Here is a 14,489-nt window from a genome sequence, read left to right as displayed (position 1 = left end):
AAGCGGGGCGCCCCTCACGGGAATTGCGGTCGGCCATGGGGTCCGGCCTCAGACCTGGAGGGCCTTCTCCAGGGCGGTGCAGCAGGTGTCCACCATCAGGCGCGTGACGACGTACGGGTCGACGTTCGCGTTCGGGCGGCGGTCCTCGATGTAGCCCTTCTTGTCCCGCTCGACCTGCCACGGGATGCGGACCGAGGCGCCGCGGTCGGACGCGCCGTAGCTGTACTGGTCCCACGGCGCGGTCTCGTGGGCGCCGGTCAGGCGGTCCTCGATGCCGGTGCCGTACTCGCGGACGTGCTCCAGCGGCTTGGTGCCCTCGCCCAGCGACTCGCACGCGGTGATGATCGCGTCGTAGCCCTCGCGCATCGCCTTGGTCGAGAAGTTGCAGTGCGCGCCCGCGCCGTTCCAGTCGCCCTTGGCCGGCTTGGCGTCCAGGGTCGCGGAGATGCCGAAGTCCTCGGCGGTGCGGTAGAGCAGCCAGCGCGCGATCCACATGTGGTCCGAGACCTCCAGCGGCGCCAGCGCGCCGACCTGGAACTCCCACTGGCCCGGCATGACCTCGGCGTTGATGCCGGAGATGCCCAGGCCCGCGGCGAGGCAGTTGTCCAGGTGCTTCTCGACGATCTCGCGGCCGAAGATCTCGTCGGCGCCGACGCCGCAGTAGTAGCCGCCCTGCGGGGCGGGGAAGCCGCCCTCGGGGAAGCCGAGCGGGCGGGTGCCCTCGAAGAAGGTGTACTCCTGCTCGATGCCGAAGATCGGCTCCTGGTCCGCGAACTTCTCCGCGAGCGGGCGCAGCAGCGCGCGGGTGTTGGAGGAGTGCGGCGTCATGTCCGTGTTGAACACCTCGCACAGGACGAGGATGTGGTCGCCGCCGCGGATCGGGTCCGGGCAGGAGAAGACGGGCTTCAGCACGAGGTCGGAGGCGTGGCCCTCGGCCTGGTTGGTGCTGGAACCGTCGAAGCCCCACAGCGGCAGCTCGGCCAGCTCACGGGGCCCGGAGAGGATCTTGGTCTTCGAGCGGAGCTTGGCGGTCGGCTGCGTGCCGTCGATCCAGATGTACTCGGCCTTGATGGTCACGGGGGCCCTTCCTGCGGGTTGGTACGAATACGCGTGCGGGCGTACTCATGCACCCTCGCAACGAGCCGTTTCCCGTCCATTGCTCGAATGTGAACCCCGTGTTACTCGGGCCCGCTGTGACGCACGCCATGCGGGCCCCGGGCCCGGACCGTCTCGAAATGGCCGGTCAGTATGCGTGAACACGCCGTGTGTCGTGTCACAGACAACATTGCGACACTGTGACACGTTCAACTGCGTTACTCCTCCGTACAGTTGGCACGCCACCCGCACGCGTGGAGAGGATCGCATGAGCACACTTGAAGCCATGGCGCTCGACGAACTGGTCGACACGGCCCGCTACCCCCTGGCGGATCCGGACGGCGCCGAGGGCCGCGCCCTGACCGCCCGCGCCCGCCACGAGCTGGCCACGGTCGGCTGCACCGTACTGCCGGACTTCGTCCGCCCGGCCCTGCGCGACCTGCTGCGCGAGGAGTGCGCGGCCCTCGCGCCCCGCGCGTACTTCGACGTCGAGACGGTCAACGTCTACAACACGTCCGTGGACGCCGACCTGCCCGCCGATCACCCGGGCCGCACCACCTTCGAGCGCGGCAACGCCTTCGTCGCCCGCGACCACATACCGGCCGAAGCGCTCATCAGCCGGCTCCACCGCCACCAGGCGTTCCGCTCCTTCGTCGCCCGCTGCTTCGGCCTCCCCGAGCTGTACGAGCTCGCCGACCCGCTCGCCGGCCTCGTCCTGAACGTCGTCGCGCCCGGCCGGGAACACCCCTGGCACTTCGACACCAACGAGTTCACGGTCTCCATGCTCACCCAGGAGTCCGAGACCGGCGGCGCCTTCGAGTACTGCCCGAACATCCGGTCCGCGAAGGACGAGCACTTCGACGACGTACGGGACGTCCTGGCCGGGCGCGGCGAGCGGCTGGTGCGGCGCCTCCCGCTGCACACCGGCGACCTCCAGCTCTTCAAGGGCCGCTACTCCCTGCACCGCGTCAGCCCCGTCGGGGGCGGCACAGCCCGCCACTCGGCGATCTTCGCGTACAGCGAGCGCCCCGGCGTCATCGGCAGCGTGGCCCGCACCCGCCAGCTCTTCGGCCGGGTGCTGCCCGAGCACCTGGCGGCCGAGGGCCGCGCCGTGCGGGGGGACGAACTGCTGGACTGAGCCGCCGCGGGGCATCCTCCCTGTGACGGGGGCGCCCCACAGCACGCCGCAGGACGTTTTCCCACTCGCGATCCGAGGAGCAACCCCGTGCGCTTCGACACGACCGGAAAAGTCTCGCTCGACCACATCTACACGCGGCCCGACCCGCGCGCGTACTTCACCGTGCTGCGCACGCTCGACTACTGCGTACCGCAGCTCGCCAAGCCGTACTTCGCCAAGCTCCTGAAGGAGTACCGCGAGGCCCGGCGGGTGGCGGTGCCCAAGGTCGTCGACATCGGCTGCTCGTACGGCATCAACGCAGCGCTGCTGAAGTACGACGTGACCATGGACGAGCTGTACGCCCGTTACGGCGACGACGCGGCCGCCGGGCTGACGCGCGAGGAGCTGCTCGCCCGGGACCGGGAGCTCTCCCGCGCCCGCCGGCCCGCGCAGCCCACCCGCTTCGTCGGCCTCGACGCCTCGGAGAACGCGCTGTCCTACGCGCGGCAGGCCGGCTTCCTCGACGGCACCGTCCACGCCGACCTGGAGAACCACGACCCCACGCCGGACCAGCGCGCCCTGCTGTCCGGCGCCGACCTGGTCTTCTCCACCGGCTGCATCGGCTACGTCACCGAACGCACCCTCACCCGCGTCGTCCGCGCGCAGGGCGGCCGCCGGCCCTGGATGGCCCACTTCGTGCTGCGGATGTTCCCGTTCGACCCCGTCGAGCGGGAGCTGGCGGCCCTGGGCTACGAGACCACCCGCGTCGACGGGATGTACAAACAGCGCCGGTTCGCCTCCCCCGAGGAGCAGGCGCTCGTCCTGGACACGATGTCGGCGGCCGGAGTGGATGCCACAGGGCTGGAAGCGGAAGGCTGGCTGTACGCACAGCTCTACGTCTCCCGGCCGTACGGCCCGGCAGGACGCCTCCGGTCCCAAGATCCTCACGACCCGAATCGAGAGCAGCTTTGAACCCCAGTCAGGGCACGGCCACCGCCCCCTCGGCCACCGCCGCCTCCACCACCCCCACCTTCGCCCACGAGGACACCCTGCCGCGGGTGCCGCTGCCCTCGCTGGAGGACAGCTGCGAGCGGTTCCTCGCCTGGTGCGGGCCGCTGCTGACCCCCGAGGAGCGGGCGGCGACCGAGGCGGAGGTCGCCGCCTTCCGCAGCCCGGACGGCCCGGGCCCGGTCCTGCAGGCGGCGCTGGCGGGGTACGACCGCACGCCCGGCGTGCACAGCTGGCTCGACACCTTCTGGCCCTACCGCTACCTCGGCCGCCGGGACCGCATCGCCCTCAACGCCAACTTCTTCTTCCTCTTCCAGGACACCGGGCAGCCGCAGGCCGAGCGGGCGGCCGGGCTGATCGCCGCGGCGCTCGCCTACAAGAAGCAGCTCGACCGGGAAGAGATCCCGCCCGTGGTGCTGCGCGGGGCGCCGCAGACCATGGAGCAGAACAAGTACCTCTTCTCCACCACCCGCATCCCCGGCGCCGAGCAGGACACGGTCCGCCACCCCTACTCCGAGGACTGGCCCGGCCCCTCCGACGCCCGCCACATCGTCGTCTTCTTCCGCGGCGCGATGTACCGCATGGACGTCCTCGGCGCCGACGGCACCCCGCACAGCCTCGCCGACCTCGAAGCGGGGCTGGCCGCCGTCGTGAAGGCCGGCGAGGAACCGGCCGCCGCGCACACCCCCGTCGGCCACCTCACCACGATGGCCCGCGCCGAATGGGCCGCAGCGCGCGACGACCTCCTCGCGTACCACCCCGGCAACGCCGCCGCGCTCGACACCGTCGAGACCGCCCTCTTCTGCGTCTGTCTGGAGGACTTCGCGCCCGCCGACACCCAGGAGACCTGCGACGAGCTGCTCTACGGGGACCGCGGCAACCGCTGGTTCGACAAGGCCGTCTCCTTCGTCGTCTTCGCCGACGGCCGGGCCGGCATCAACGTCGAGCACTGCGGCCTGGACGGCACGACCATCCTCAGCTTCGTCGACACCCTCCTCGGCAGCCCCGCCGAGGAGCACTCCCGGCTCTCCGGCGCCCGCTCCCAGGGCCGGCCCGAGATCGCCCCGGTCGTCTTCGCGCTGGACGACGCCCTCCGGGCCAGGGCCCGCGCCGCCGCCGAGTCCTTCGCCCAGTACGGCGCGGACACCGCCACCCAGACGGTGTCCTTCGAGGACTTCGGCAGCACCGCGGCCAAGGCCCTCCGCGTCTCGCCCGACGCCTTCGTGCAGCTCGCCTACCAGCTCGCCCACCAGCGCGCGAAGGGCCGGCTGGGCGCCACGTACGAGTCGATCGCCACCCGCCAGTGGCGGCGCGGCCGCACCGAGGCCATGCGCGTGGTGACCCCCGAGATCCAGGCGTTCGTGGCCGCCATGGAGGACCCGGCGGCCGACGCCGAAGCCCGCCGCGCCGCCTTCCGCACCGCCGCGGCGGCCCACGTCACCCGCGCCAAGGAGTGCCAGGCGGGCGAAGCGCCCGAGCAGCACCTGTGGGAGCTGGAGCTGATCCAGCGCCGCCGCGGCGCGGACCTGGGCGTGACCGAGCAGCCGGCCCTCTACCGGTCCCCGGGCTGGGTGACCATGCGCGACGACTACCTGAGCACCAGCTCGGCGCCGTCGGCGCACATCCAGTACTTCGGCTTCGGCTCCACGAGCAGCCGCTGCATCGGCATCGCCTACGTCCTTCTGCCCGACCGCTTCAACCTCTACCTGAGCACCCCCCGCGCGGTCGCCGACCAGATGCACGCCTTCGCGGACCACCTCCGCACCGCGGTCGCCGAACTCCGGGAGCTGCTGACGGGGGAGTGACCCCCTGCCGCGCCGAGGGCCGCCACCCGCGACGGGGTGGCGGCCCTCGGCGTATTTCCTGTCCACCCGCCGCCGAAAACGGGTAGAAACCTTCTCTGGTACCGGAGTTGACCGTGCGGCGGAGGGGGCCACGTGAGCGAGGAACGGGAACAGCCGGCACGTACGGCGGATGCCACGGTGGCCGACGGCGGGAGCGCGCCGGAAGGCGGCGCGCGGTTCCCGCGGTTGCGTACCTGGGGAATGGCGCTCGCCGGCGTCGTGATCAGCAGCTTCGTGGCGGCACTGGTCACGAACTACTTCGACACCTGGACGAGCGCGGGCGCCGTCCCGGGAGGCCGCGGCCTCTCCGCGGAGTCCCAGGTCTGGTGGGACAGGACCCGGGACGTCCGGACGGTGGCGATGCCGCACCCCGTGGATCTCCACGCCCTCGGGCTCTCCGCCGGGGACGCGGACAGCCAGTTCGACACCCTCGTCAAGGACGGTGGCAGCTACGCGGGCATGATGCGCATCCGGCTGACGCTCATGAACTTCGCCAAGTCGCCGGCCGTCATCACGGGCGTGCGGGCCGTGACGACCGCGGAGAAGCCGGCCCCTTCGGGACCGTTCTTCTCGTGCGGCGGAGCCCAGGGCAGCACGGGCGTCACCCGGGTGCGGCTGGATCTGGGGAGCGCGGACAAGGAGGCGGAGGAGTACGACGGGGACGAGCTCGTGGGCCGTTATCCCACCGAGCAGATCCAGCTCGCGAAGCAGGACGAACCGGCGATCTTCGACGTGCGGGTGACGGCCGGGCCCGCCCTCTCCAGGTACGTCATCGAGATCCACTACACCCAGGGCACGACGAAGGGGACGCTGCGGGTGGACGACGGGGGAAAGCCGTTCGCGCTGGGCCCGGTGAGCAAACGGGGAACGCACTACCGGTGCGACGAGAACGCGAACACCTGGGTGCGGTCGTGAGACGCCGCGGTCTCCTCCTCGCCGCGGTCGTGACCGGCGCCGTCGTGGGCGCGCTCGTGGGAGCCGGGGCCGGCGGACCGGAGACGCTCGGGGGCGGGCCGGACGTCCAGGTGCTCGGCCGCTCGGTACTGGGGGAATCGGGCGGCTGGACGGCGACGGTACGGACCGGGCGCCCCGTGCCGCGCCGGCTGCTCGACCCGGCCGGCGGCTGCCTTCCGCTGCACGCCTGGGCGAGCGAGCGCGGCGCGGTCCCCCGGGGCACGGCCACCGCGGCGTTCACCGTCGCGGCACCGGCCGGCCGGGCACTGCTCGTCCGCGGGGTGAAGGTGATCAGAGGCAAGCGCCTCCCGCTGCCGGAGGGCCGGGACGTGGCGTGCTCCGAGACCGGTGGCTCCGCCCTGGGCTACGGCATGCGGCTGCGCGCCGAGCAGAGCCTGGACGGTACGCCGACGGGCCGGCCGCTGAGCCAGTACGTGCGCCCGGGCGGCACCACCGGCGGCTTCGTCCGGGTCCGTACCCACAGCTGTTCCTGCCAGTGGTGGATCGAACTGGACGTGCTCGACAACGGGAAACCCCGAAAGCTCCGGATCGACGACGGCGGCAGGCCGTTCACCCTCGCCCCTCCGGCCCCGCCTGTCGCGACGGACGCGGACCGGGAGGTGTGGCAGTACGGCGGCGGAAACATCCCGCTGGCCGGGCAGCCGCACAACGGCACGGTCGGCGATCACCGGCTCTCCGCCCGCGGACTCTGGCTGACCCCCGGCTCCCAGGCACCCTGGCAGCTCACCACCGACCATGAGGTCCCTGCCGTCCGGCGGATCGCCGGCACCCTGGACGTACCGGGAGTGCCCTGCGTACGCATGTACCGCACCCTCGTCGCCGCAGGCGGCCGGCACACCGGGCACAGCACCTTCCTGGCGCAGGTCGCCTCCCGCACCGAGCAGTCCCTCACGGCGGACGTCCGTCTGCACATCGAGAAGGTCGAGCCGCGGCGCGGCGGCACCGGCTACGCCTGCCTGGCCGACAACTGGCAGCAGGACATGGACCGCAAGCGCGAGACGGCGGCCGTGTACCTGGCGGGCGCCACACCCGGTACGGATCTCCCCGTCATGACGGGAACGGAGCTGGACCTCGCCCGCCGAGAAGCGGACCCCGTCGGCCAGGCACCCCTGTTCTTCGGGGTGGAACCGGGCGACGCCGACTACTCCTTCACGGTCCGGCTGCGCCTCACCGACAGGACCGGCAAGGTCACGGAGCACACCCTGAGCGACAACGGCAGACCGTTCGTCGTGTCCGGGGCGCCACCCCCCGACGGCCTCGTCGTCTACCGCGAGAGCGGCAACAGCACCAGCCTCTTCCTGGCCCACTGACTTCGCGCGGGCCGGCCGGTCGATGCCGGATTTGCCCCGGCCCGGGGGCGGTATGCCACAGTGGGCCGTCCCGGTGGGCCGGGCGCGCCGTGTGCGCTGCCGCTGCCGGGAACACCCCTCCTCCACAGACCTTCCGGTCGTGCCTCCCGCGTGTCCGGAATGTCGCTTCACCGCCGTCCGTCCCTCCTCCCTTCCCAGAGAGCAATGCAGGCAACGACTCTTGTCCCCCGAGCCGCCGACCTGTTCACCCAGGGCCTGGAGCGCCGGTCAGGCGCCGCCCTGCTGCGCTTCGGCGCCGCCCGGCCGCGCCCGGCCGACCGGATCAGCTGGACCGGTGACGGCGCCGCCGCCTGGCTCGACGACGTCCGTGGTCACGTGTGGTCCGTGGGCGAGCCGGACGCCGCCGCCGGCCTCGTCCTGCGCGCGGCCCTGGCCCTGCCCGACCGGGTACGGGAGTTCACCGGCCCCCGCGGCACCGAGACCCTGGTCGGCCGCCATCTCCCGGTGACGGACATCGTCGAGTGGATCTTCCGCTGGACGCTGGAGGAGCCCCCGGTCCACCGCGGCGAGGGCCGGGTCGTCGTCCTCGACGAGTCCCACCACGCCGAACTCCAGGCCTTCCTCGGCGAGCACAGCCCCGGCCACTCCACCGGCCCCGGCTCCGCCGACGTCAGCCTGTGGGCCGGCATCCGCGGCGCCGACGGCCGGCTCGTCGCCTGCGGCGCCCTGAGCAGTCTGCGGGACAGCGGCGCCCCGCTGATGGCCTCCGTCGCGACCGACGCCACCCAGCGCGGCCAGGGCCTCGGCGCGGCCCTGACCTCCTGGCTGACCCGGCACGCCGTCCGGCACCACGGCTTCTGCACCCTCTGGCAACTCGCCGACAACACCCCCGCCGACCGCCTCTACACCCGCCTCGGCTACCGCAACGAGGACCCTTGCGTCTCGGCGCGTATCCCGGCGCACTGACCGCACGACCGGACTCTCCCCGCAGCGCAGGCGCGGAATCTCCCGTTTCGGGCTATACCAGGGGAGTGGGGCATACGTCCGCCGACGTGCAGACGGGAGGTCCGGCAATTGCTGACCATCGACCTGGCGCTCTTACTTGCTGTCATCCTCTTCGTGGTGATGCGCCGCCCCCCGAGGCCCAGAAAGCGAATCGATCAGGTCATGGTGGTGATCGCCGCCGTGGCATTCGGAGTCCTCATCGCCACGACCCCGCTTGGTCAGGGAATCCTGGACTTCCTGGCCCAACTCACGAGCGGCGTCTCACAAGCCGCCTCCTGACCGCCCGTACTCAGCGAGGGCGGGTGTTGAGGGCGTACGCGAGACCCTCGTCGGTCTCGGCGGCCAAGCCGTCGCGGAACGCCGTCTCGTAGGCCGGGCCGCCGATGGTCTGCCGGAGGCGGCGCTCGCAGGCTTCGCGGGCGGCGACCAGTTCGGGGACGCCGGCCTGCCGTCGGCCGAGGGTGTGCCAGCGCCGTTCGGCGATGCCGAGCAGCCGGGCCACCTCCGCCTCCCGGCGGGGTTCCTCCGCGAGCGCCGAAGCCAGTACGTCGAGGCACATGGCCACGCCGATGCCATCGTGGAGCTGGGCCTTCGCCTCCAGGGCGGTACGGGCGCAATCGGCCGCCTCCTGCGGCCGGCCGAGGCCGAGCGCGTTCCATGCCTGCATGTAGCGGGCCCACGCCAGGGCAGAGAGCTCGCCGCGGCTCTCGCACGCCGCGCACAGCTCGTCCGCCTCTGCCTCGGCCCGGACCGACTCGCCGAGCTGTACGAGGACGAACACCCGGGTGTTCCAGACCAGCAGCCCCGACACCGCGTACGGGCCGGGGGCCTCCTGCCGGTACGGCGCCGCGTCGAGCGCCGCGAGGGCGGCTTGCGGCTGCCCCTGCAGCACCAGGGCGGTGCCTTCGATATGGGCCGCGGCGTTCCGGATTCCGGGGGTGCCCTCCTTCTCGGCTGCCGCCTTGAGCTCGTGGCCCATCCGGGTGGCGACCTCGGTGTCGCCCTGAACGATGGCGGCGAGCCCGCGCGCGTAAACGCCCCTGCTGTGGATCCGGCCGGGCACCGGCCAGCGGTCGAGCGCCCGGTCCAGGTAGTGGCTCCCCTCGCGGGCGAACCCGCAGGCGTACCAGAAGAACCACAGCGTCCCGGCCAGGTCCAGTGCGCCGCTGTCGTCGGAGCCGGAGAGGCTGTGGTCCAGCGCGGCGCGGAGGTTGGCGTGCTCGGTGATCGTTCGCGCGCTCCAGGCCAGCTGCCGCGGGCCGACCCATGAGGCGTCGGCCTCCCGGGCCAGGGCCCGGTAGAACTCCCCGTGCCGGCGCCGCCATTCGTCCTCCTCGCCGAGGCGGTGCAGCCACTCCGCGCCGTATTCGCGCACCGTGTCGAGCATGTCGTAGCGCGGGCGCGCCGGATCGTCCGTGGGCCGCGGGCGCACCAGGGACTTGGCCACCAGGCCGTCCAGCGCGGCGGGGACCGTGGCGGCGTCGAGCGGGCCGCCCGCGCACACGGCCCGCGCGGCCTCCCGGTCGAAGCCGCCGTGGAAGACCGACAGGCGGGCCCACAGCAGCCGTTCGGCCGGCAGGCACAGCTCATGGCTCCAGCCGATGGTCGTCCGCAGCGTCAGATGGCGCGGCAGTACGTCACCGTTGTGGCCGGCGGTCCGTGCGGTCAGCACCTCGAAGCGGGCGTCCAGCCGGTCACAGAGCTGCTCGACGGGCAGTTCCGGCACCTGGACCGCCGCCAGCTCGATGGCGAGCGGAATACCGTCAAGACGCCGGCAGACGGCCCGCACCGAAGCCCGGTTGACGGCGCCGACCTCGAAGCCCGGCACGACGGCGGCCGTGCGGACGGCGAAGAGCCGTACCGCGTCGCTGTCCGCGTGCTCGGCATCCTCCACGGGCAGCGGATCCACCGGCAACTGCCGCTCCCCGGCGGCCCCCAGCGGCTCTCGGCTGGTCACCACCACGCGCAGCCCCGGCGCCGCGGCCAGCAGGACGCGCACCAATTCGGCACAGGCCCCCACCAGGTGCTCGCACGAATCGAGTACGAGCAGCAGCTCCTTGTCCGCGAGCCACTCGGCGACCACCTCGAGGGCCGGCCGGGTGGTCTGGTCGGCCAGGCCCAGCTCTTCCAGCAGGGTGATGCCGAGCAGATCCGGGGCCCGCAGCGAGGCCAGCGGGACCAGCCACGCCCCGTCGGCGAAGTACTGGCTCATCCGGGCGGCCGCCCGCAACGCCAGCCGCGACTTGCCGACCCCGCCCACGCCGACCAGCGTCACCAGCCGTGAATCCGCCACCATGGCCTCGATCGCGGCGAGTTCGCACTCCCGCCCCACCAGACTCGTCGGCTCCGGCGGCAGGTTCCCCACCAGCCGTCCCGGGCCGGATGCTCTCGACACGGCGCCCCTTCCCTTGCGGCCGCCGTCCGGCCGCCGCCCCAGTCTGCTGCCGCACACGGCCCCGGGCACGGGATTCGCGGGAGCCGCACGCTATTGGCGCGGCCGACGCGCAGAAGTCTTCGCCAGACCGCCACGTTCGTTCCCGCCAGGCCATCTTCGGTCTTCCGGTCCGTGTCCCAGGGATTTCCAGCAGAGTGGTCGCTCCGCCGTCGGGAGGGGCGGACGACTCGGAAAGCGGGCGGTCGCATGGCCTTGAGGGGGCGGTGGGGAGTCCCGGGCCTGTGGGCCGTCGCGCTCGTGGTGAGCCTGCTCCTCGCCGTGTTGAACGTGGTGACCGGAGGCCGGACGCCGGGTGTCACCGCGCTCGTCATCGGCCCCCTACTGGTCTGCCCCCGGCACGACGCCCACCACACCGCCGCGCTCGCCGCCTGGGCCCTGCTGCTGGCCCTCGCCGCCGGTACGGCACACGGCCTCGTGACCACGCCGCGCTTCGCCCTGGACTACCTCCTCCTGCTGGCGACGAGCGCGCTGACCGTCCGTACCGCCGCCGCGCACACGGCCCGCGGGGCCGAGCTGAAGCAGGTCACCGAGGTGGCGCGGGCGGCCCAGAGCGCGATCATGCACCCGGTCTCCGCGCGGGTCGGCGACATCGAGGTGTGCACCCGGCAGCACTGCGCCGTGGAACGGGCGTCGGTGGCCGGTGACGTGTACGACGCCGTCCACACGCCGTACGGGCCGCGCGTCCTCATCGCGGACGTGTCCGGCCACGACCTCGCCTGCCTGCGCACCACCGCGCAGGTCATCGGGGCCTTCCGGGAGCTGGCCCAGCTCACCCCCGAGCTCCCGGACCTGGCCCGCAAGCTCGACGCCCGGCTCGCCCCCGAGCTGGGCCCGGAGGAGTTCGTCACCGCGCTCTTCGCGGAGTTCGCCCCGGGTGAGGTCCGGCTGGTCAACTGCGGCCATCCCGCGCCGCTCCGGGCGGGCGAGCGGATCCGCCTGCTGGAGTCGCCCACCGGCCCCGCCACGCCCTTGGGCCTGCAACCGGCGCCCCGGCTGCAGCGCTTCCGGCTGGACCCCGGCGACCGGCTGCTGTTCTACACCGACGGCCTGAGCGAGGCCCGCGACCCGGCCGGCGCCGACTTCCCGCTCCTCGAACACGGCCCCGCGGCCCTGGCCGCCCCCTCGTCCTTCGAAGCGCTCGACGCACTGTACGGAGCCGTCGTCGCCCACGTCGGCGCCCCGCTCACCGACGACCTCACCCTCGTCCTGTGCCGCCCCACCGAGCTGCGCGCCCCCGCCCCGGCACCCATCACTGAGGGCCGCCACCCGAATCCGGGTGGCGGCCCTCACTGGTCAATCTGACGCAACCATCAGCGAACTGGCCGGGCGATCAGGCTTCCGCCCAGGCGCCTCGGCCCCGCCTCTTAGAGGTCGAAGTACAGCTCGAACTCGTGCGGGTGCGGGCGGAGCTGGATCGGGGCGATCTCGTTGGTGCGCTTGTAGTCGATCCAGGTCTCGATCAGGTCCGAGGTGAAGACGCCGCCCTGCTGGAGGTACTCGTTGTCCGCCTCCAGGGCGTCGAGTACCGCGGGGAGGGAGGTCGGGACCTGCTGGACGTTCGCGTGCTCCTCGGGAGCGAGCTCGTAGAGGTCCTTGTCGATCGGCTCGGCCGGCTCGATCTTGTTCTTCACGCCGTCCAGGCCCGCGAGGAGGAGCGCGGAGAAGGCCAGGTACGGGTTGGAGGACGGGTCCGGGGCGCGGAACTCGACGCGCTTGGCCTTCGGGTTCGAGCCGGTGATCGGGATACGCATCGCGGCCGAACGGTTGCGCTGCGAGTACACCATGTTGACCGGGGCCTCGAAGCCGGGGACCAGGCGGTGGTAGGAGTTCACCGTCGGGTTGGTGAAGGCCAGCAGCGACGGGGCGTGCTTGAGGATGCCGCCGATGTAGTAGCGGGCGGTGTCCGAGAGGCCCGCGTAGCCCTGCTCGTCGTAGAAGAGCGGGTCGCCGCCGGCCCACAGGGACTGGTGGACGTGCATGCCGGAGCCGTTGTCACCGAAGATCGGCTTGGGCATGAAGGTCGCGGTCTTGTTGTTGCGCCAGGCGACGTTCTTCACGATGTACTTGAAGAGCATCAGGTCGTCGGCCGCGGCCAGCAGCGTGTTGAACTTGTAGTTGATCTCCGCCTGGCCGGCGGTGCCGACCTCGTGGTGCTGGCGCTCGACCTGCAGGCCGGCGGCGTCCAGCTCCAGGGAGATCTCGGCGCGCAGGTCGGCGAAGTGGTCGACCGGCGGGGCCGGGAAGTAGCCGCCCTTGTAGCGCACCTTGTAGCCGCGGTTGTTCTCCACCGCACCGGTGTTCCAGGCGCCGGCCTCGGAGTCGATGTGGTAGAAGGACTGGTTCGCCGACGTCTCGAAGCGCACGTTGTCGAAGACGTAGAACTCGGCCTCGGGGCCGAAGAAGGCGGTGTCGGCGATGCCGGTGGAGGCGAGGTACGCCTCGGCCTTCTTCGCCACGTTCCGCGGGTCACGGCTGTACTGCTCGCCGGTGATCGGGTCGTGGATGAAGAAGTTGATGTTGACGGTCTTGTCGCGGCGGAAGGGGTCGACACGGGCGGTCGACAGGTCCGCGCGGAGCGCCATGTCGGACTCGTGGATGGCCTGGAAGCCGCGGATCGAGGACCCGTCGAACGCCAGCTCCTCGTTCGGGTCGAACGCCTTCGCCGGGATCGTGAAGTGCTGCATCACACCGGGCAGGTCGCAGAACCGGACGTCGACGAACTTGACGTCCTCGTCCGCGATGAACTTCTTGGCCTCGTCGGCGTTCTGGAACATCCAACTCCTCCTAGCCCGGTCACCGGTCGGCGGCTCGGGGTTGCTCCTCGGATCGCGACCATGTGCGGTGGCGCGCTCGCCCGACCATAGGTAGGCGGGATTTCCCAAGCATGACCCATTTGTTTCGCCCAGGTTAACCGGCGCGCGGTGGCCGTGGCCCGTCCTGGCGCCCCGGCCGCGTGCCGGGACGGCCCCGTACCCCGTACGGCGGGGTGGTCGCCGCCCACCCCGTTCCGGTGCCCCGCCCAGCGGGAAATGTATGCGGTCGCAGTACCGTGGACGGGTGGACAACAGGCAAGCAATGGGATCGTGGCTCTCCGGGCCCCGCGCGGCGGCCGAGGACATGGGCGTCGACTTCGGTTACCGGGGGCAGCAGCTGGGACTGCCGGAGCACGGCCCCGGCTCGGTCGCCCGGCCGGGCCGCCGGTTCGTGGCCCTGCTCATCGACTGGGCGCTGTGCATGCTCATCGCGTACGGGCTGCTCAGCGGCGGCCGGGCGAACGCGGCGAGCAACTGGGCGCTGCTGGTCTTCCTGGTCCTGAGCCTGCTGACCGTCGGCACGGTCGGCTTCACCCCGGGCAAGCGGCTGCTGGGCCTGCGCGTGGTCGCCGAGGGCGGCGGCCGGCTGTCGCTGCCCCGCGTGCTGGTCCGTACGGTCGCGCTGATGATCGTCATCCCCGCCGCGATCTGGGACCGCGACGGCCGCGGCCTGCACGACCGCCTGGCGCGGGCCGTCCAGGTACGGATCTGATCGCAGGCGTCACACGTGAAGAGGAACCGCAGACCTCACACGTAAAGAGAAGCGGGGAGGGGGCGGAGGGCCGAGTTTATTCTCTTTTGGTGCCTGCCGTTGGTGTTTCTCGGGGGGAAGGGTGCACCACACCACCCAGCCAGCCCCCTCTAGCC

General features: G+C 72.2%; 12 protein-coding genes. 9 read left to right on the top strand and 3 right to left on the bottom strand.

Going from position 1 to position 14,489, the window contains the following annotated elements; translation table 11 throughout:
• Positions 1 to 48: 48 nt before the first annotated feature.
• Positions 49 to 1,077: a glutamine synthetase gene (glnII, locus tag ACZ4MH_RS32075; RefSeq protein ID WP_351599197.1), complete on the bottom strand. Its 1,029-nt coding sequence runs from the start codon at positions 1,075 to 1,077 to the stop codon at positions 49 to 51.
• Between the two features lie 286 nt (positions 1,078 to 1,363).
• On the opposite strand from glnII, the gene ACZ4MH_RS32070 reads away from it, so the two are divergent.
• From ACZ4MH_RS32070 to ACZ4MH_RS32040, 7 genes are all read left to right on the top strand, one after another.
• Positions 1,364 to 2,233, top strand: coding sequence for a HalD/BesD family halogenase (locus ACZ4MH_RS32070; protein ID WP_351599198.1), 870 nt, complete (start codon positions 1,364 to 1,366; stop codon positions 2,231 to 2,233).
• Between the two features lie 87 nt (positions 2,234 to 2,320).
• Positions 2,321 to 3,184, top strand: coding sequence for a class I SAM-dependent methyltransferase (locus ACZ4MH_RS32065; RefSeq protein WP_351599199.1), 864 nt, complete (start codon positions 2,321 to 2,323; stop codon positions 3,182 to 3,184).
• Positions 3,181 to 5,025 carry a choline/carnitine O-acyltransferase gene (locus ACZ4MH_RS32060; protein WP_351599200.1) on the top strand — a complete coding sequence of 615 codons (1,845 nt, stop codon included), beginning with the start codon at positions 3,181 to 3,183 and terminating at the stop codon, positions 5,023 to 5,025. Before ACZ4MH_RS32065 ends, ACZ4MH_RS32060 begins: the two co-directional genes overlap by 4 nt.
• A 132-nt stretch (positions 5,026 to 5,157) precedes the next feature.
• A complete protein-coding gene (locus ACZ4MH_RS32055) occupies positions 5,158 to 5,979 on the top strand; it encodes a hypothetical protein (protein ID WP_351599201.1) in 822 nt (273 codons plus the stop codon).
• Positions 5,976 to 7,349 carry a hypothetical protein gene (locus ACZ4MH_RS32050; RefSeq protein ID WP_351599202.1) on the top strand — a complete coding sequence of 458 codons (1,374 nt, stop codon included), beginning with the start codon at positions 5,976 to 5,978 and terminating at the stop codon, positions 7,347 to 7,349. Before ACZ4MH_RS32055 ends, ACZ4MH_RS32050 begins: the two co-directional genes overlap by 4 nt.
• 204 nt (positions 7,350 to 7,553) lie before the next feature.
• Positions 7,554 to 8,315, top strand: a complete 762-nt coding sequence (locus ACZ4MH_RS32045; protein ID WP_351599203.1) for a GNAT family N-acetyltransferase — start codon at positions 7,554 to 7,556, stop codon at positions 8,313 to 8,315.
• Between the two features lie 108 nt (positions 8,316 to 8,423).
• Positions 8,424 to 8,633: a hypothetical protein gene (locus ACZ4MH_RS32040; RefSeq protein ID WP_351599204.1), complete on the top strand. Its 210-nt coding sequence runs from the start codon at positions 8,424 to 8,426 to the stop codon at positions 8,631 to 8,633.
• 10 nt (positions 8,634 to 8,643) lie between these two features.
• On the opposite strand, the gene ACZ4MH_RS32035 is transcribed toward ACZ4MH_RS32040, so the two are convergent.
• The gene (locus ACZ4MH_RS32035; protein WP_351599205.1) at positions 8,644 to 10,749 is read right to left on the bottom strand and encodes an ATP-binding protein; all 2,106 of its coding nucleotides are present in this window, start codon (positions 10,747 to 10,749) and stop codon (positions 8,644 to 8,646) included.
• Between the two features lie 246 nt (positions 10,750 to 10,995).
• Here ACZ4MH_RS32035 and ACZ4MH_RS32030 point away from each other — a divergent pair, with 246 nt between their 5' ends.
• Positions 10,996 to 12,111 (top strand): PP2C family protein-serine/threonine phosphatase, encoded by a 1,116-nt coding sequence (locus ACZ4MH_RS32030; protein ID WP_351599206.1) that lies wholly within the window; start codon positions 10,996 to 10,998, stop codon positions 12,109 to 12,111.
• Positions 12,112 to 12,173: 62 nt separating this feature from the next.
• Here the strand turns inward: ACZ4MH_RS32030 and glnA are convergent, their stop codons facing one another.
• Positions 12,174 to 13,583 (bottom strand): type I glutamate--ammonia ligase, encoded by a 1,410-nt coding sequence (gene glnA, locus ACZ4MH_RS32025; protein ID WP_351599207.1) that lies wholly within the window; start codon positions 13,581 to 13,583, stop codon positions 12,174 to 12,176.
• Positions 13,584 to 13,866: 283 nt separating this feature from the next.
• Here glnA and ACZ4MH_RS32020 point away from each other — a divergent pair, with 283 nt between their 5' ends.
• Positions 13,867 to 14,334 carry an RDD family protein gene (locus ACZ4MH_RS32020; protein ID WP_351599208.1) on the top strand — a complete coding sequence of 156 codons (468 nt, stop codon included), beginning with the start codon at positions 13,867 to 13,869 and terminating at the stop codon, positions 14,332 to 14,334.
• The last annotated feature ends 155 nt before the right edge of the window (positions 14,335 to 14,489 follow it).

The sequence above is a fragment of the Streptomyces sp. NPDC026301 genome (assembly GCF_055567935.1).
This window is presented reverse-complemented; position numbering and strand designations above follow the sequence as displayed.